The organism is Cupriavidus sp. TMH.W2 (genome assembly GCF_050847365.1).
GTDB lineage: Bacteria > Pseudomonadota > Gammaproteobacteria > Burkholderiales > Burkholderiaceae > Cupriavidus.
On sequence record NZ_CP193792.1, the window covers coordinates 1,900,259 to 1,917,381 of the forward strand.

The window sequence follows — 17,123 nt, forward strand, 5'->3', positions numbered from 1 at the left end:
CTGTCTGTACCCACATCAACGGACTATTGGACGAACCCGACTTTAGGCTATTGGCAGCCTACTAACTACGGCGTCGGTCGGACGCCTTCGGCTGCGCTACGCGCATGTCCTAACGTGGCAGAACTAGCGGCCATGTCCTGATTTTTTCCTTTGGCCCGGCATCATCCGCGGCAGCGCCGTGCGAGCGCAGCGACGCACTCCGTGCCCGAGCCCCCGACCTACGATACTGAGTGCGCGCAGCGCAGCCGTAGGCGTCCTACCGATAACCTCGTTAGAAGGCTGCCAATAGCCTAAAGTCGGGTTCGTCCAATAGTCCGTCGACGCAAGGCACATCCCGGGAGCGTAGCAGGCCTGAACCACCTACCCCGTCGAACGGAAATCACCGCCGCCCGAACCACCCACACCGTGGAATGGGTGGCCAGCCGCCTGAGGCGTGTACGGGACAACCACATGGGTAACAAACGAGTTCACTCACATGGGTAACACTTTGAGACTTAGATAGCGCTTGCGGTTGTGGCGTTCATCTATTCCTCCAATCACGATTGGGCCGAAGTGAACATGCCAGACGCCATCGTCGATCGCCTCCAGTCCCACCAGTTCTCCTCGCAGCAAGTGTCCGACATACATCACCACGTTGTGGCGGTAGAGCAAACCGGCGGTGCTCACTCGGTACGTCTCCATGTAGCTTGGATAGCTCATCTCCGGCAGCCGGCTCGGATACTCCCGATTCGATGAGGTGTAGCAGCTGTGCGGCGTCTGCTGGCCCAGCGCTTCGTGTGGGCGCTGTTCGTTATAGAAGCGCCGGAACGCATCCATGCGCCGTTGCTGCGCCGCCAGCGTCGCCGCTGGCGGCAACGCCGTCGCGCGCTTGAGCGTGCGGTGCATGCGCTCGTGCCTGCCGTTCTGCTCCGGATGCCCGGGCGCAATCCGCTCCGGCACAATCCCCAGCTTCAGCCACCAGATCGACAGCTGCGACAGTCCTCCACACCCCGTGGACGCGAACGGCACGCCGTTGTCGGTGCGCAGCCGGTCCGGCAACCCATAACGCCGGAACAGCCGCTTGAACACCGACTTCGTCGGCGCCAGCCGCGGGCCGGCCAGGCCCTTGCAACTCAGCAGGTAACGGCTGGCGTGGTCCATCACCGTGAGCGGATAGCACCAGCACTGGTCCGCCGTCAGGAACTGTCCCTTGAAGTCCGCACTCCACAGCGCGTTCGGCTCGCGCGGCGAGCGCAGCGGCGTGCCATACCGCATCACCCGTCGGCGCTTGCGTTGCGGATCGATCCGGCCCGCTGCCTTCAGGATGTTGTAGATGGTCGTGCGCGAGGGTATCTCTGCCTCGCCAAACCGTTCGGCCAGGCGCTGCTGGATCTTCTTCGGCCCCAGCTCCATCCCGCCTTGCCCGCGCAGTTCCAGGATCGCCTGGCGGATCGGATAGGCGATCCGCTCCTGCGCATGGCGGCTGCGGCTGTGGTCCGCGAGCCCACTGGCGCCTTCATTGGCGTAACGATCGATCCACTTGTAGCCAGTCTTGCGGCTGATGCCATAGCGCTCGCACAGCGCGCTGACGCTGTCCGCGCGGCGCAGGTGCTCGGCAATGAACAGAAGTCGTTGGTCCATAGGTTTGAGCTCACTCCAGGGCATGGGCGCCTCCCTTTGGCTGTCGCCCATGCAGGGTAGAAAACTGTTACCTATGTGCTTGAACTGTTCTGTTACCTATGTGGGTGAGTCGTACCGGCGACGCGTTTTTGGTTACTTATATGAACGCGCCCCGGTTTGCAAGGTAAAGCCAACATCAGGCTTGGACAGGATTGGCTGCAGACTTATATCCGGCCTTGCGGTGCAGGCCTGGCCTGCAGGCCCTGATGGATTTCGCCGGGAGTGTCCCTATCTTTTGGCCGTGCTTTGAGCACCAGTAACCAATTGGGCTTGCACTCCCGCGGTCCAACCTGTTTTGCCATCACGTGGACATTACCCTCGCAACCTGTGGACGGGTTCCTTGCTTGCTAGCTCAGGCCTGCCCGCTAGGCAGGCCTGACCGAGACGTAGTCTCGGTCATAGGTGCGGTCGTGGACCAACAGGGCCCAGATGGTACGCACCGTCTTGTTAGCCAGGGCAACAGCCGCGACGTTTTTCGGCCGTCGCTGGGCGAGCATCAGGCTCCAGCCGGGCTGGTTCTTTCTGCGCAGATGACTCAGCACGACCCGAGCGCCGTGAATCAGCAAGGTGCGCAGATAGGGGTCGCCGCGTTTGCTGATGCCGCTCAGCCAGACCTTGCCGCCGGTGCCGGTCTGTTTGGGCACTAGGCCAAGATAAGCCGCCAGTTGGCGCCCGGACTTGAAGGTGTGCGCGTCGCCAATGGTGGCAACCATGGCCGTGGCGGTAAGCATGCCGATGCCGGGAATGGCCAAAATCGTTTTGCAGGCCTGACTTTGCCGACCCCAGGTATCAATGCGTTGATCCAGGCGAGCTATCTCTTGATCGAGCCGTTCGATGCTTTGCAATTGTTCGCGCACGAACTCGAACAGCAAGGGCGGCACGTCCTGTTCGATTTCGTCCATTCGTTGCACGATTTCCTGCAGGCCAATCCGTAGCCCGGGACGGATCCGGATTCCGAACTCAAACAACGTGCCGCGCAATTGGTTGACCAGCATGGTGCGCATCTTCACGCGCAGCTGGCGCATGGCGTGCAGGCTGAGCACGCACTGTTGCGGCTCGGTCTTCGGGGCCACGAACGGCATCCCGGGCTGCTGCGCCGCGGTCCAGATAGCCTTGGCATCGGCCGCATCGGTTTTGTTCGTCTGCACGAACGGTCGCACGTACCTGGCGTGCAGCAGCACTGGCTCATGACCCAAGGCTTGCAGTTGGCGGGCCCACCAGTGCGCGCTGCCACATGCTTCGAGCGCGATACGTCCGGGCTCGCGATTCGCGAGAAACTCCAGCAGCTTGGGCCGGCTGAAGCGGCGGTTGGAACACTTGCCGGAAGGCTCGACCCAATAGAGCTGGAAGACAGTCTTTGCAATATCCAGGCCGTAAGTCGTAGTATTCATCTCGGGTCCCTCCATCCTCGCGTGGTTGGTGACACTCCCACTCTGGCACATCGATGCCGTTTCGTGATGGGGGACCCGCCTATCCTGTCACGTTTCCCCGGATGCACAACTGAACTACCGGCGCCTTTGATCGGAGGGCCGGGGCGCGTTCATTCCATCTTTTGTCGCTCGGACAAAAGTGACCCGCCCAGCAGGGCGGAACCAGGCGGTAAAACCTACGACAACAGGAAACCCGACCGACATAACCAAGCAAGCCAACGAGCAGAAAGCACGCCAAGCGCAACAACCCACCACACCGCGACAAATCCCCCATCACCGATTTTTTTCCACACACCGCCCAAAACCCCCTTGCAAATTCCGCCGCCTTCGGTAGAATTCGCGGCTCACCACCTGCCCAGGTGGCGGAATTGGTAGACGCACTAGGTTCAGGTCCTAGCGGTGGCAACACTGTGGAGGTTCGAGTCCTCTCCTGGGCACCAGAGTTTCAAGCAGAAAGCCCGCACGAAAGTGCGGGCTTTTTGTTTTTGCCACAGCGAATGCTTCAATCATCCGCGCGCAGCTTTCCTGCCGTCTGGTCCAACCTCGCCTTCACCATGGCCAGCAGCGAATACACGTTGTGGCAGCCCTCCGAACGCTCGCTCTCGATTTCAACCAGCAACAGGATGGCACTGAGCCCGGCGCTGATCTGCTCAAAGGATTCGATCGTGCTGGCCGGAACGATATGCCGGGCATCGGCAGGGTGATGGGTAGACATTTGCATCGTGTTATCTCCTACTAACCAGAGAAAGCCCGCCTGCCCGGATGAGATAAAGGTGGCGGGCCTGAAAACGGGAGTGACATACCGGGGAACCTCAGGAAAAAGACCCGGCCAGCTTCGCAGCTGCCCCGCCCGGCCCGCCATGGAAACAGCTTGTCCGTGCGACTCTGAATAGAACGAGATCAAATTTCCTAAGGTTCTTTCGGGTTGTCACCCCCGCTCACCGAACCCTTCGGTGAGGTCTGCAGTTTCCCGCTCCCGCCATCGTGCGGCGATAAGACCTTTCGCATTCGCCACTGCCGCACCGATCGCGTACAGTATCCCCACCAATCACAGCAATCGCACGGGATGCCGAAGGAGACTGGCACATGAATCACTGGCTGACAAAGTTCGTTGGCGCGCTTGGCTGCGCACTGGCATTCCTGGCAGGTCCGGCGTGCGCCGCGGACCCGGCAACCCTGACCATTTTGGCAGGCACGCAGCAGCGCAGCTGGACCCGCGACGAGTTGCTGCGCGATCCACGTCTGGTCAATGTGACGGTGGATGACGACAACCTGAAGCGCCGCCTGACATTCAAGGCCATCCCCCTGACAGCCCTTCTGCGCGGCATGCCGGTCAACGACAGTGCCAGTGCCACGACCGCGGCCAGCGATGGCTATGTTTCCCACTTGCCGATGCGCCTGCTGCTGGCCGATCGCGCTAACGAACCACGCGCGTGGCTGGCGGTCGAGAACCCTGCCGCGCCATGGCCAAGGCTCAAGGACCAGGATATCGGCCCGTTTCGCCTGATCTGGACCGTGCCGCCCGGCGGAGCCGCCACGGCGATCAACGAGAGTCACTGGACCTACAGCATCGTGCGCATCGACATCACCGCGTCCCCCGCCGAGCGCTATGCAGCCATCCGGCCCGCCGCCGGCCAGCCTGCCGATGGACCGGTCATGCGCGGCTTCGCGACCTTCCAGCGCGTCTGCTTCTCGTGCCACTCCCTCAACCGCGTCGGCGATGCCAACCTCGGCCCGGACCTGAACGTGCCGTACAGCCCGGTGGAGTATCTGGGCGACGACAAGCTGGCCAGGCTGATCCGTGACCCGCAGTCATTGCGCTGGTGGCCCAACTCACGCATGTCGGCCATCGACGAACAAACGCTGTCCAACGCGGACTTGAAGGACTTGCTGGCCTACCTGCGTCATATGGCCGGACGCAAGGCGGCAGCACCCGGCGGCGGGTCCTGACGCCTTGCGGGCAGACGCCGCCGGCTACTCGATGGTCACCTTCCCATCCTTTACCAGCCTGGCGAACTTGACGGTCTCGTCCTGGATGCGCCTGGCAAACTCCTGCGGCGTGCTCGCCATCGGTTCCGCGCCCACCGCCAGCATGCGCTGCTGGAAGTCCGGCGATTTCACGATCCTGACGATCTCGGCATTCAACCGCGTCACGATCGGCGCGGGCGTGGCGGCCGGCGCCAGTACGCCGAACCACGTACCGATATCAAAGCCCTTGAGCCCCGACTCCTCCAGCGTGGGCACATCGGGCAGGACGGAGGAACGCCGCGCGGTGGTCACGGCCAGGGCTCGCAGCTTGCCTGACTTGATTTGCTGCAGCACCGGCGTCAGGGTGTCGAACGACATCGTCACCTGTCCGCCGAGCAGGTCGGTCGTCAGCGGGCCGCTGCCCTTGTAGGGGACGTGCAGCAGCGACGCACCCGTCGCCGTCTGGAACTGCGTACCGATCAGGTGCTGCGCGGTGCCGTTGCCATTGGAGCCATAGGCAAACTCCGGCGACGCCTGCTTCGCCAGCGCCACCAGTTCCGTGACGTTCTTCGCCGGGGTCCTGGCGGCATTGATGACCAGCACGTTGGGGACCATGGCGACCGTGGCGATGGGCGCCAGGTCCTTCTGGAAGCTGTAGGGCAGCTTCTTGTAGACGCTGCTGGCAATGGTATGGTGGACCGCGCCCATCAGCAGCGTGTAGCCATCGGGCTTGCTCTTGGCGACATAGTCCGCGCCCACGGTGGCGCCGGCGCCGGGCCGGTTCTCCACGATCACGGGCTGGCCCAGGCTCTTCGACAACTGGTCGCCCAGCGCGCGGGCCAGCACGTCGGTGGTGCCGCCAGAGGGGAACGGCACCACCAGGGTGACCGGCTTGGCCGGCCACTCCTGCGCCAGGCACGTGCCGCTGAAGATCACCCCCGCAGCCAGCAAGGCCGCCCCAAAAGTACGACGCCCGAGTTCAGTACCACGCATGTTTTGTCTCCTGATTGTTCTATGTTTTGCAGCCGGCTCCCGGCTGTCTGAAGCCCTACTTTCCCTGCGAAATCGCCTGCCTTCCGGCAAAGGTTGCCGCGCAACCCAGCTCCGCTTCGATAAACAGCAGCCGGTTGTACTTGGCCACGCGGTCGGAGCGGCTCAGCGAGCCGGTCTTGATCTGCGTGGCCGCGGTGCATACGCTCAGGTCGGCAATGGTGGTGTCCTCGGTCTCGCCGGAGCGGTGCGACATCACCGATGCGTAGCCGGCACGCTCGGCCACAGCGATGGCCTGCAGGGTCTCGGTCAGCGTGCCGATCTGGTTCGGCTTGATCAGGATGGCGTTGGCCACGCCTTGCGCGATGCCTTCCTCAAGGATCGCGGCATTGGTCACGAACAGGTCGTCGCCCACCAGCTGCACGCGCGCACCCAGGCGCTCGGTCAGCAGGCGCCATCCCTGCCAGTCCTGCTCCGCCATGCCGTCCTCGATGGTGACGATGGGGTATTGGCGCACCCAGCTGTCGAGCAGGTCGACAAAGCCTTGCGCGTCGTAGCTGCGGCCCTCGGACTGCAAGGCATAGCGACCCTCTTCATGGAACTCGGAGCTGGCCACGTCCAGGCCCAGCGCGATGTCGCGGCCGGCCCGGAAGCCCGCGGCTTCAATGGCCTGCATGATGACCTCGAGCGCGTGCTCGTTTGAAGCGAGGTCCGGCGCAAATCCGCCTTCATCGCCAACGGCGGTGGCAAACCCTCGCGCCTTCAGCACACCCTTGAGCGTATGGAATACCTCCGCGCCCCAGCGCAATGCTTCGGAGAAGCTGGGCGCGCCGAGCGGCAGGATCATGAACTCCTGCATGTCGATGCTGTTGTCGGCATGCGCACCCCCGTTGATGATATTCATCATCGGCAGCGGCAAGCGGGTCTCGATCCTGCCGGCGCTGAGCGACCGGTACAGCGGCAGGCCGGCCGAAGCCGCCGCGGCCCTGGCGCTGGCCAGCGAGACGGCCAGCAGCGCGTTGGCGCCAAGGCGCGACTTTTCCGGCGTGCCATCGAGGCGGATCAGGCAGGCATCCAACTCGGCCTGGTCCGCGGCGTCCAGGCCGTTGAGCGCGCGCGCGATATCGACGTTGATGTGCTGCACCGCCTTCTGCACACCCTTGCCGAAATAGCGCCGCTTGTCGCCGTCCCGCAACTCCAGCGCTTCACGCGATCCCGTCGATGCACCGGACGGTGCGGCGGCGAAGCCCTCCGCGCCATCGGCCAGCACCACCTGGGCCGCCACCGTCGGGTTGCCCCGGGAATCGAGCAGCTCATAGCCGCGGAGCTCCCTGATTGCAGTCATGGTCTTCCCCTTACTGGACCTGCGCGATGCGCAGCAGGTTGGTGGTGCCGGCCACGGTGAACGGCAGGCCGGCCGAGATGACGATCGGCTGCCCGGCCACGCCGAACTGCTCCTTCAGCACGGTGCGGCTGGCCAGGTCGGTCATCTCCAGCACATCGACCACTTCATGGCAGAGCACCGCATGCACGCCCCAGGCCAGCGCCAGCCGGCGCGCGGTAGCGACGCGCGGCGTCATGCCCAGGATCGGCACTTCGGGCCGTTCGCGCGCCATGCGCAGCGCCGAGTAGCCTGAGCTGGTGTAGGTGACCGCTGCCGGCACGCGCAGCAGGCTGGCCACATGCCTGACGGCATAACCGATGGCGTCGGCGGCTTCGGCGCGCGGTTCCGAGTGCGAAGCCTGGATGGCTTCGTGGTACTGCGGGTCCGCTTCGGTTCGCGTGATGATGCTGTCCATCATCCGCACCGCTTCCACCGGATAGCTGCCCGAGGCCGATTCGGCCGACAGCATCACGGCGTCGGCGCCGTCGTAGACGGCGGTCGCCACATCGGAGGCTTCGGCGCGCGTCGGCACCGGCGCGCCGACCATGGATTCCAGCATCTGGGTGGCAACGATCACCGGCTTGCCGGCCTTGCGGCAGGCGCGCACGATGCGCTTCTGCAGCGACGGCACCTGCTCGGCCGGCATCTCCACGCCCAGGTCGCCGCGCGCCACCATGACCGCATCCGATGCCGCCACGATCGCTTCCAGGCTCTGGATGGCGGCGGGCTTTTCCAGCTTGGCGACGATGCCGGCGCGGCCGTCAACGATCTGGCGGATCTCTTCGATATCCTCGGCGCGCTGCACGAACGACAGCGCAATCCAGTCCACGCCCAGCGACAGGCCAAAGTCCAGGTCGCGCCGGTCCTTCTCGGTCATCGCCGACAGCGGCAGCACCACGCCCGGCACGTTGACGCCCTTGCGGTCGGACAGCGTGCCGCCGTTGACCACGGTGGTTTCGGCGTACTCCGGGCCGCACCGCTCCACGCGCAGCCGCACACGCCCGTCGTCGACCAATAGTTCCGCGCCCGGCTGCAGCGCCGCGAAGATCTCCGGATGCGGCAGGCTGACCCGCTGCGCCGAGCCCGGCACGCTGGCATCCAGATCGAGCCGGAATGCCGCCTGCGCGGCCAGTTGCACCGGGCCGTCGGCAAAGGTGCCGATACGCAGCTTGGGCCCTTGCAGGTCCAGCAGCACGCCGATGGGCCGGCCGCGTGCCTGCTCGATGGCGCGGATGCTCTGCAGGCGCTGCTGGTGGTCGGCATGGGTGCCGTGGCTGAAGTTGAGGCGGAACACATCGGCGCCCGCGTCAAAGAGGCGTTCGATGGTGGCCGGGTCTGTGCTGGCGGGACCGAGCGTGGCCACGATCTTGGCATTGCGAAGGCGTCTCATGCGGAGGCTCCAGAAGCGCGCGTCAGCAAGATCGCGCGAAAGTCGTTGACATTGGTCAGCGTGGGACCGGTGATGACGGCATCCCCCAGCGCCTCGAAAAATCCATGGCCGTCGTTGGCGGCCAGCGCATCCTGCGGACGCAGGCCGGCGCGCCAGGCACGGTCCAGCGTGTCGGGACCGATCACGGCCCCTGCGATCTCCTCCTGGCCGTCGACACCATCGGTGTCGCCCGCCATCGCATGGATGCCGGGTTCGCCGCGCAGCGTCAGCGCCAGCGACAGCAGGAACTCCACGTTCCTGCCGCCCCGCCCGGCGCCGCGCACCGTGACGGTGGTCTCGCCACCGGACAGCAGCACGCACGGCGCGGCAAACGGCTGGCCACGCCTGGCGGCTTCCAGCGCGATGCCGCCCAGGACCTTGCCGACATCGCGGGCTTCGCCTTCGATGGCGTCGCCCAGCATGTGCACGGCATAGCCTGCGTCGCGGCCCATCTGCGCGGCGGCTTCCAGCGCCAGTCGCGGCGTGGCGATGAACTCGGTGCGGATGCGCGGCAGGCGCGGGTCGCCAGGCTTGAGTGTCTCGGCCGCTTCGGACGCCAGCACTGCCATCACATTGGCCGGCAGCTCGATCGCATATCGTTTGACAATGGCCAGCGCATCGGCGCGCGTGGTCGGGTCGGGCACGGTCGGGCCCGATGCGATATCGATTGGGTCATCGCCCGGCACGTCGGAAATCAGCAGGTTCAGCACCCGCGCCGGATAACACGCCGCGGCCAGCCGCCCGCCCTTGATGGCGGACAGGTGCCGGCGCACGCAATTCATCTCCGCAATCGTGGCGCCGGACTTCAGCAGCGCGCGGTTGACGCGCTGCTTGTCGTCGAGCGTGATGCCCGGAAGCGGCAATGGCAGCAGCGACGAGCCGCCGCCCGAGACCAGACAGACCACCAGGTCGTCCTCGCCCAGGCCCGCCACCATCTCCAGCATGCGCTGCGAAGCGGCCAGCCCGGCATCGTCCGGAACGGGGTGCGCGGCCTCCACGATCTCGATGCGCGAGCATGGCACCGCATAGCCGTAGCGCGTGACGACCAGGCCTTCAAGCGGCCCGGGCCATGCCGCTTCCAGCGCGCTCGCCATGGCCGCCGACGCCTTGCCTGCGCCAATGACGAGGGTGCGTCCGCGCGGCGGCGGCGGCAGGTGCCGAGCCAGGGTCCTGGCCGGCTGGGCGGCGGCGACCGCCGCTTCAAACATGCGCCGCAGCAGCGCGGCGGGCTCGGAATATGGCTTGGTCAAGTCGGCCCCTCAGTGCATCAGGTTGGCGTGAGCATCCGCCGCAGGGGCGATGCGTGCGCGTACCGGGTTGTCATCCTTGTCCTGCGGCACCACCGCGGCAGCTTCGTCATCGAGCTTGCCGTCCAGCGCATCGGCCAGTTGCTGGCGGTCCACCGCCCCCACCCATCGTGCAATGGCCAGCGTGCCCACAGCATTGCCAATCGTGTTGGTGATGGCGCGCGCCTCGGACATGAAGCGGTCGACACCCAGCAGCAGCACCATGCCGGCAACCGGAATCTTGCCCAGCGACGCCAGCGTCGCCGCCAGCGTGATGAAGCCGGAGCCGGTCACGCCCGCCGAGCCCTTGGAGGTCAGCAGCAGCACGCCAAGCACGATCAGCTGGTCCATCAGCGTCAGCGGCGTGTTGGTTGCCTGGGCCACGAAGATCGCAGCCATGGTGTAGTAGATGCACTGCCCGTCCGGGTTGAAGGTCAGGCCGGCAGGCACCACCAGCCCCACCACCGGCTTGCTGACGCCGGCGTTCTCCAGCTTGCGCATCAACTGCGGCACCACCGATTCCGACGAACTGGTGCCGAGCACGGTGAAGAGTTCGTCGCGGATGTACTTCAGGAACTTCCAAAGGCTGAATCCGGACAGCCGGGCCACGCCGCCCAGCACGATCACCACGAACAGGACGCAGGTGATGTACATGGTGCCCATCAGCTTGCCCAGCGACACCACCGAGCCCAGGCCGTACTTGCCCACGGTAAAGGCCATGGCGCCGAACGCCGCGATCGGCGCCAGCCGCATGATCATCCCCACCACCGTGAAGATGCCGTGCGTGAAGGCGTCCAGGAAGTCCACCACCGGCCTGGCGCGCGCGCCGATATGCGACAGTGCAATGCCGAACAGCGTGGCAAAGACCAGGATCTGCAGGATGTCGTTCCTGGCCAGCGCATCGACAATGCTGGTCGGCACCAGGTTCATCATGAAGTCGATGAACGTGTGCGGTTTCTCTGCGGCATGCGTGTAGCTGGCAATGGCCTTGGTGTCCAGGTGCGCCGGATCGATATTCATGCCATGGCCCGGCTGGACCACGTTGACGACGAGCAGCCCCAGCGCCAGCGCAAACGTCGACAGCACCTCAAAGTAGATCAGGGCCCGCACGCCGACGCGGCCGAGCTCCTTCATGTTCTCCATGCGCGCGATGCCGAGCACCACCGTCGCGAAGATGATGGGCGCGAACACCATCTTGATCAGCTTGATGAATATGTCGCCAAGCGGCTTCAGGTCACTCGCGATATCGGGCGCCCACACGCCCAGGGCAACGCCGGCGCTGACACCTAGCAATACCTGGACGTAGAGCTTGCCTAGCAGCCTGTGAATCATTGCTGTCTCCTGCTATGTCTTTAAGGCAAAGCGCTCCCGGCGCAGCTCTGGACGGCTGCTCTCCATGCCGGAAGGCGGTGCGGGCCGGCAGGCCCGCGGGATGTGGCCCGGCCGTGGCCGGGCTCATGTGGCGTGGCGGTCAGGCCGCCTTTGCCTGCTGGCCGGCGGCGAGGAGGTCGCAGACTGCCTTGGTCACTTCAGCGGTGGTCGCCTTGCCGCCCAGGTCGCCGGTATGCAGCGCCGGGTTGGCGGTCACGACTTCGACCGCCTGCATCACGCGCTGCGCCGCCTCGTTCTCGCCGAGGTGTTCCAGCAGCATGACCACCGACCAGAAGGTGCCGACCGGGTTGGCCAGGCCCTTGCCCATGATGTCGAAGGCCGAACCGTGGATCGGCTCGAACATCGACGGGTAACGGCGCTCCGGATCGATATTGCCGGTCGGGGCGATGCCCAGGCTGCCGGCCAGCGCCGCGGCCAGGTCGCTCAGGATGTCGGCGTGCAGGTTGGTGGCAACGATGGTGTCGAGCGACTTCGGACGGTTCACCATGCGCGCCGTGGCGGCATCGACCAGCTCCTTGTCCCAGCTGACGTCCGGAAATTCCCTGGCGACGTGCACGGCCACTTCGTCCCACATCACCATGGCGTGGCGCTGCGCGTTGGACTTGGTGATCACGGTCAGTTGTTTGCGCGGACGCGATTGCGCCAGCCTGAAGGCGAAGCGCAGGATGCGCTCGACGCCCACGCGGGTCATCATGCTGACGTCGGTGGCTGCCTCGATCGGGTGGCCCTGGTGCACGCGGCCGCCCACGCCCGAGTACTCGCCTTCCGAGTTCTCGCGCACGATCACCCAGTTCAGGTCTTCCGGGGCACGGCGCTTGAGCGGCCCGTCGATGCCGGGCAGGATGCGCGTCGGGCGTACGTTGGCGTACTGGTCGAAGCCCTGGCAGATCTTCAGGCGCAGGCCCCACAGCGTGATGTGATCCGGGATATGCGGGTCGCCGGCCGAGCCGAACAGGATGGCGTCCTTGTCGCGCAGCGCATCCAGGCCGTCGGCGGGCATCATCACGCCGTGCTGGCGGTAGTAGTCGCCACCCCAGTCGAAGTCTTCGAATTCAAAGCGGAAGTTTGCGCCGGCGGCCGCCAGGGCCTCCATCACTTCACGGCCGGCCGGCACCACCTCCTTGCCAATGCCATCGCCCGGGATCGTTGCAATGCGGTACGTCTTCATCTGTGTCTCCTGGTCTGAATCGCGTTGAGTGCGTGGGGCGGATTCTGGGCCGTGGACAAGGTTTTGGATCGCTTGTAGAGTTAAACCATTCTTAACCTGAAATTAAAGATGGAATGGCGTCTTCGTCGGGTATCCAGCCGTCCGAACTGGGCTTTTTCACCTCTGTCGCCACTGCCGGCAGCCTGAGCGCGGCCGCACGCGACCTCGGGATCACAACGGCCGCGGTCAGCAAGCGGCTGGCGCAGATGGAGGCGCGCATCGGCATGCCGCTGGTAACCCGCACCACGCGGCGCATGAGCCTGACGCCGGAGGGCGAGGTCTACCTGGAGCACGCCCGGCGCATCCTCAGCGAGATCGACGACCTGGACCAGATCCTGACCCGCTCCAAGGGCCGGCCGAGCGGCCTGCTGCGGGTCAATGCCACGCTCGGGTTCGGGCGCATGCATGTGGCGCCGGTGATCTCCGAGTATGTCGCTGCCTACCCGGAGGTCGACGTCCAGCTCCAGCTGTCCGCCGACCCGCCCCCGCTGACCGAAGACGCCTTCGACGTCTGCATCCGCTTCGGCCAGCCGCCCGACGCGCGCATCGTCGCCAGGAAGCTGGCGCCGAACCGGCGCCTGCTGTGCGCCTCGCCCAGATACCTGCGCAGCCACGGCACGCCGCACACGCCCGCCGACCTGCGCAAGCACAACTGCATCGGCATCCGCCAGGGCAGCGACGCCTACGGCGTATGGCGCCTGACCTCCGGCAAGGGGGCCAAGGCGCGGACCGAATCGGTCCACGTGCGCGGCAACCTCACCACCAATGACGGCGAGATTGCGGTGAACTGGGCGCTGGAAGGCCACGGCATCGTGATGCGCGCCGAGTGGGATATCGAGCGATTCCTGCGCAGTGGAAGGCTGGTGCAGGTACTACCGCAGTACGCAACGCCGGAGGCCGACATCTATGCCGTCTACCAGCAGCGGCACCAGTTGTCGTCGCGCATCCGGCTGTTCGTTGAATTCCTGGCGGCGAAGTTCAGTGAGTTCGGGAAATAGCGGCTGCGAGTAGTCGGGCGCTGACGGCAGCGAAAGAGGCTCAACGCCAGGCACGACAAAGATCCTGATGACTTTTCTCTTGCGGACTTTAAAGGTCTCCAGGGGATTCCTTGCCTGGTGGACGGACTCTGCACTATTGACTCTCGATCCACTGAATGGCGAACCGCATCAGCGTCTTGCCGTTAGGCAATATCCAGCATTGCCTTGACGTTGGCCAAATGTGCCTCGATGGACTTGACGCTGATCGCCGACGATGTCCCGCAACGCGGATTCGAGCCCATCTATGGGATCGGTCATAGAGGCTTCCTCAATGCATCAACAGGCCACGAAAAAGCACAGAAACGCCACTGGCGCAGAGCAAGATCAATAACGCGCGCCGCACTGCGTCCGCCGAGATTCTCCTGCGCAATCGTGATCCCACCGCGAGCCCGATCAGGCTGAATGGCATTGCGAATGCGGCGCTGCGCAACAAGTCTCCTTGTTGCAGCAGCCCGCTGCTCGCAAAAGCCGCCAGGCGCACCAGAGCACTGAAGAGGATGACTGCTGCAATCGTGGAGCGGAAGGCATCGATCTGCGGAAGCCGGCGGGACAGATACATCGTGTAGATGGGTCCTCCAGTCCCAAACAGTGCGCTGAATACGCCCCCTACCACGCCGGCAGGTACCGACCACCCCCTTGCCACCTCCTCTGCTCGTGCCGCGGAGGTTAGGAGGGCCCGTCCTGTCATCGCAAGTACGAAGAGCCCGAGCCCTACCAGGAGCCAACGTGATTCGACTTTAGCGAGCACCGTCGTACCGAGTGCCACCCCCACCATCATGAAGGGAATCAGGCGAAGCAGTTCCGGCCGGGAGACCGAATTCCAGTTGCGCATCCCGACCATCGATGTCGTCACGAGATCGAGTAAGAGAAGCATGGGAACCACAAACTGCAAGGGAATGAACTGCACCAGGATCGGCACGGCCACCATCGCCGCGCCGAAACCGGTGAGTCCGAATACCGTGTAGGCTCCCGCGACCGTTGCCCCCAGCACTGCGTAGTGTTCGGTCCCCATGGATTTCCGGTTCGTGTTTGCAATGCGTTTCGGAAGCCTACTGCATCTTGATCCCTGCGCTTTTCGCGAGCGACTGATACGCGCTGAAGTTCTCCGAGACGTACTTGGCCGTCTCTTCAGGGGTCAGAACTCGGGGAATGCCGCCGTACGTCGCATTCGCGGAGATCCATCGGGCGTCGGTGGACGCCGATTTCAGGACGCCGGCCCATTTGCTGACAATTTCCGGCGGCATTTTGGGGGGACCATACAACGCGCTCTACCCGATCACCGCTTCGAGCTTCGGAAAGCCGGCTTCCCTGGCAGTTGGAACGTCCGGGAACTGCTTCAGCCTTTCTGGCGTCGTCGTGACCAAGGCACGCAGCTTGCCGCCCGCGACCTGCCCTGCCATCGAACTCAAGTTGTTGCAACTGAAGTCCACCTCCTTGGAGATGACTGCCAGTGCCGCTTCATTTCCTCCCTTATAGTTCACGTTCACCGCTCCATTTGGCTTCAGGTTAAGACTCTGCAGCAGCAACTGGGGGGCGAGGTTCTGTACCGTGGCCGGGCCCGACGCACTGTAGTTGAGCTTTCCGGGATGCGCCTGGAGTTCCGCCGCCAAGTCTGCAAGCGTCTTGAACTTGGAGTCCGGGTGCACGACACATACCACCGGATTCAACTCAAGCAGGCCGACAAACGTAAAGTCATTCCACTTGTAGGCGAGTCCGGATTCCTGGATAGCTGGCAGGAGTACCTGAGAGCCGACCCGAGCCAGCAACAGCGTGTATCCATCCGGGCTGGCATCCTTCGCCACCTGTGAACCGATCGCGCCATTCGCGCCGGATCGATTCATGACAACTACGGGCTGGCCCAGCAGGGCCGACGCGGTCACGGAGAGGTTCCGCGCAGACTGATCTGCGTCGCCTCCCGCCGCGAAGGGCACCACGATTGTGACGGGGCGACTGGGATACGCTTGCGCCGCTGCAGGTGCGGCCCCGGCCATTGTGGTGCCAATTGCGAAAGCACCGACGCCAAATGCTTTGATGCATCCGCCGAGAATCCTGTTCATTCGACTGTCTCCTCGCCAGGACGGTGGCAGCACCAGACACTGCCACGTGGTCGTGCGATTCTTCTTATGGGCCGCGCCCTACGAGCAGGCGCTGGAGGGCGGCGCTTTGGACGCTCTTAGTTGGCGGAGATCTTCCGCTTGGCGACCAATACCTTCCAGCGCCCCGATTCCTGCGCGATTTCCTCGGGCAAACGGCCCTTGGGCGTCAGAGTTTTGGTCATACCCTGCGCAGCGAGATATCGCTGCATGCTGGGTTCGGCAGCAGCTTTCTCGAGGTCGGCATACATCTTTGACGTGAGTGCCTTAGGCGTGCCGGCCGGTGCCATCAGCGCGAACCACCCGTAAAAGGTGAAGCCTGGCAGGCCCGCCTCCGCGGTGGTCGGCACGTCGGGCAGCAGCGGGGAACGCTCTTTACCTGTCACGGCGAGCGCGCGAAGCCGGCCACCCTTGAGGAGCGGCGAAAGGGCATTGATGTTGCCCACGGTCATATCCACCGTCCCCGCCATAAGGTCTGAATAGGCCGGCCCTTCGCCCTTGTACGGCACATGCACCACATCGATTCCTGCGGCTTCGGCAAAGGCCTCGTTAGCAATGTGCACCTGGCTGCCGTTGCCCGCCGACGCGAAAGTCAGCTTGCCAGGATTGGCCTTCGCATAGCTGATGAACTCGGCCATCGTCTTGGCCGGAACTTTCGTATTCACCGTCAGCACCATCGGCCCGCTGGCAATCTTGCTGATCATCTCGAAACTCTCGGCCGAGTACGGGAGTTTCTGATAGATGAACGGATTGACCGTGAACATGCTTCCCGACGCGAGGAGGAGCGTGTAGCCGTCCGGGGCCGATTTGGCAACGGCTTCAGCGCCCACCGCGCCGCCGGCACCTGGCCGGTTATCCACGACAACCGCCTGCTTCCACTGCTTGCCGAGTTCGACGGCGACTGCACGCGCCAGAAGATCCGTGGCTCCTCCAGACGCAAACGGAACAACGAGGCGGATCGGCTTGTTCGGCCACTCCTGCGCGTGAGCAGGCACCATCGCCAAAGGCGCAACGGCAAACGCAAACATGGCCACTGCGGTCGATGTCCTGTACCGTGGCGCATCCGTGTCCTGGCACAGCTCCTTAACGATGGGATGCTGGCGTATGGGACGCAACCACTGCCGCCCTTGCGCAAGCCAATTGCCAATGGCTTTTCCTGTGTCATGTAAATTCATCGTTGTCTCCTTTGTGGCGTCGTCATGATTCGACGACTATCGTGAGCATTGCCTTCTATTCTTTTTATCAATC

Annotated in this window: 15 protein-coding genes and 1 tRNA gene; 3 read left to right on the plus strand and 13 right to left on the minus strand. The window is 64.3% G+C overall.

Annotation, left to right across the window (positions count from 1 at the left end):
* Positions 1–471 precede the first annotated feature (471 nt).
* Positions 472–1,620 carry an integrase core domain-containing protein gene (locus ACREYQ_RS08695; protein WP_432258891.1) on the minus strand — a complete coding sequence of 383 codons (1,149 nt, stop codon included), beginning with the start codon at positions 1,618–1,620 and terminating at the stop codon, positions 472–474.
* A gap of 404 nt (positions 1,621–2,024) precedes the next feature.
* On the minus strand, positions 2,025–3,050 hold the full coding sequence (locus ACREYQ_RS08700) for an IS110 family transposase (RefSeq protein ID WP_432257737.1): 1,026 nt from the start codon (positions 3,048–3,050) through the stop codon (positions 2,025–2,027).
* A 392-nt stretch (positions 3,051–3,442) separates the two neighbouring features.
* Here ACREYQ_RS08700 and ACREYQ_RS08705 point away from each other — a divergent pair.
* Positions 3,443–3,529: transfer RNA gene (locus ACREYQ_RS08705), tRNA-Leu, on the plus strand.
* 62 nt (positions 3,530–3,591) lie between these two features.
* On the opposite strand, the gene ACREYQ_RS08710 is transcribed toward ACREYQ_RS08705, so the two are convergent.
* Positions 3,592–3,810: a hypothetical protein gene (locus ACREYQ_RS08710; protein WP_432260321.1), complete on the minus strand. Its 219-nt coding sequence runs from the start codon at positions 3,808–3,810 to the stop codon at positions 3,592–3,594.
* Between the two features lie 365 nt (positions 3,811–4,175).
* Between ACREYQ_RS08710 and ACREYQ_RS08715 the strand changes: the two genes are divergently transcribed.
* The gene (locus tag ACREYQ_RS08715) at positions 4,176–5,039 is read left to right on the plus strand and encodes a c-type cytochrome (RefSeq protein ID WP_432260322.1); all 864 of its coding nucleotides are present in this window, start codon (positions 4,176–4,178) and stop codon (positions 5,037–5,039) included.
* Between the two features lie 24 nt (positions 5,040–5,063).
* Here ACREYQ_RS08715 and ACREYQ_RS08720 read toward each other — a convergent pair whose 3' ends face one another.
* The 6 genes from ACREYQ_RS08720 to ACREYQ_RS08745 form a co-directional block, all read right to left on the minus strand.
* Complete coding sequence (locus ACREYQ_RS08720) at positions 5,064–6,050, minus strand: tripartite tricarboxylate transporter substrate binding protein (RefSeq protein WP_432260323.1); 987 nt, start codon at positions 6,048–6,050, stop codon at positions 5,064–5,066.
* Between the two features lie 55 nt (positions 6,051–6,105).
* Positions 6,106–7,392, minus strand: a complete 1,287-nt coding sequence (gene eno / locus ACREYQ_RS08725) for a phosphopyruvate hydratase (protein WP_432260324.1) — start codon at positions 7,390–7,392, stop codon at positions 6,106–6,108.
* Positions 7,393–7,402: 10 nt separating this feature from the next.
* Positions 7,403–8,821 carry a pyruvate kinase gene (gene pyk / locus ACREYQ_RS08730; RefSeq protein ID WP_432260325.1) on the minus strand — a complete coding sequence of 473 codons (1,419 nt, stop codon included), beginning with the start codon at positions 8,819–8,821 and terminating at the stop codon, positions 7,403–7,405.
* Positions 8,818–10,068 carry a glycerate kinase type-2 family protein gene (locus tag ACREYQ_RS08735; RefSeq protein WP_432260386.1) on the minus strand — a complete coding sequence of 417 codons (1,251 nt, stop codon included), beginning with the start codon at positions 10,066–10,068 and terminating at the stop codon, positions 8,818–8,820. Before ACREYQ_RS08735 ends, pyk begins: the two co-directional genes overlap by 4 nt.
* A 51-nt stretch (positions 10,069–10,119) precedes the next feature.
* The gene (locus ACREYQ_RS08740; RefSeq protein ID WP_432260326.1) at positions 10,120–11,478 is read right to left on the minus strand and encodes a dicarboxylate/amino acid:cation symporter; all 1,359 of its coding nucleotides are present in this window, start codon (positions 11,476–11,478) and stop codon (positions 10,120–10,122) included.
* 139 nt (positions 11,479–11,617) lie between these two features.
* The gene (locus tag ACREYQ_RS08745; protein WP_432260327.1) at positions 11,618–12,706 is read right to left on the minus strand and encodes a tartrate dehydrogenase; all 1,089 of its coding nucleotides are present in this window, start codon (positions 12,704–12,706) and stop codon (positions 11,618–11,620) included.
* A 113-nt stretch (positions 12,707–12,819) separates the two neighbouring features.
* Between ACREYQ_RS08745 and ACREYQ_RS08750 the strand changes: the two genes are divergently transcribed.
* The gene (locus tag ACREYQ_RS08750) at positions 12,820–13,743 is read left to right on the plus strand and encodes a LysR family transcriptional regulator (RefSeq protein WP_432260328.1); all 924 of its coding nucleotides are present in this window, start codon (positions 12,820–12,822) and stop codon (positions 13,741–13,743) included.
* Between the two features lie 307 nt (positions 13,744–14,050).
* Here ACREYQ_RS08750 and ACREYQ_RS08755 read toward each other — a convergent pair whose 3' ends face one another.
* The 4 genes from ACREYQ_RS08755 to ACREYQ_RS08770 all read right to left on the minus strand — a co-directional run bounded on the left by ACREYQ_RS08755 (position 14,051) and on the right by ACREYQ_RS08770 (position 17,050).
* On the minus strand, positions 14,051–14,794 hold the full coding sequence (locus tag ACREYQ_RS08755) for a sulfite exporter TauE/SafE family protein (RefSeq protein WP_432260329.1): 744 nt from the start codon (positions 14,792–14,794) through the stop codon (positions 14,051–14,053).
* Between the two features lie 37 nt (positions 14,795–14,831).
* On the minus strand, positions 14,832–15,026 hold the full coding sequence (locus ACREYQ_RS08760; protein WP_432260330.1) for a hypothetical protein: 195 nt from the start codon (positions 15,024–15,026) through the stop codon (positions 14,832–14,834).
* A 24-nt stretch (positions 15,027–15,050) separates the two neighbouring features.
* On the minus strand, positions 15,051–15,839 hold the full coding sequence (locus ACREYQ_RS08765) for a tripartite tricarboxylate transporter substrate binding protein (RefSeq protein ID WP_432260331.1): 789 nt from the start codon (positions 15,837–15,839) through the stop codon (positions 15,051–15,053).
* Between the two features lie 116 nt (positions 15,840–15,955).
* On the minus strand, positions 15,956–17,050 hold the full coding sequence (locus tag ACREYQ_RS08770; protein WP_432260332.1) for a Bug family tripartite tricarboxylate transporter substrate binding protein: 1,095 nt from the start codon (positions 17,048–17,050) through the stop codon (positions 15,956–15,958).
* Positions 17,051–17,123: the final 73 nt, after the last annotated feature.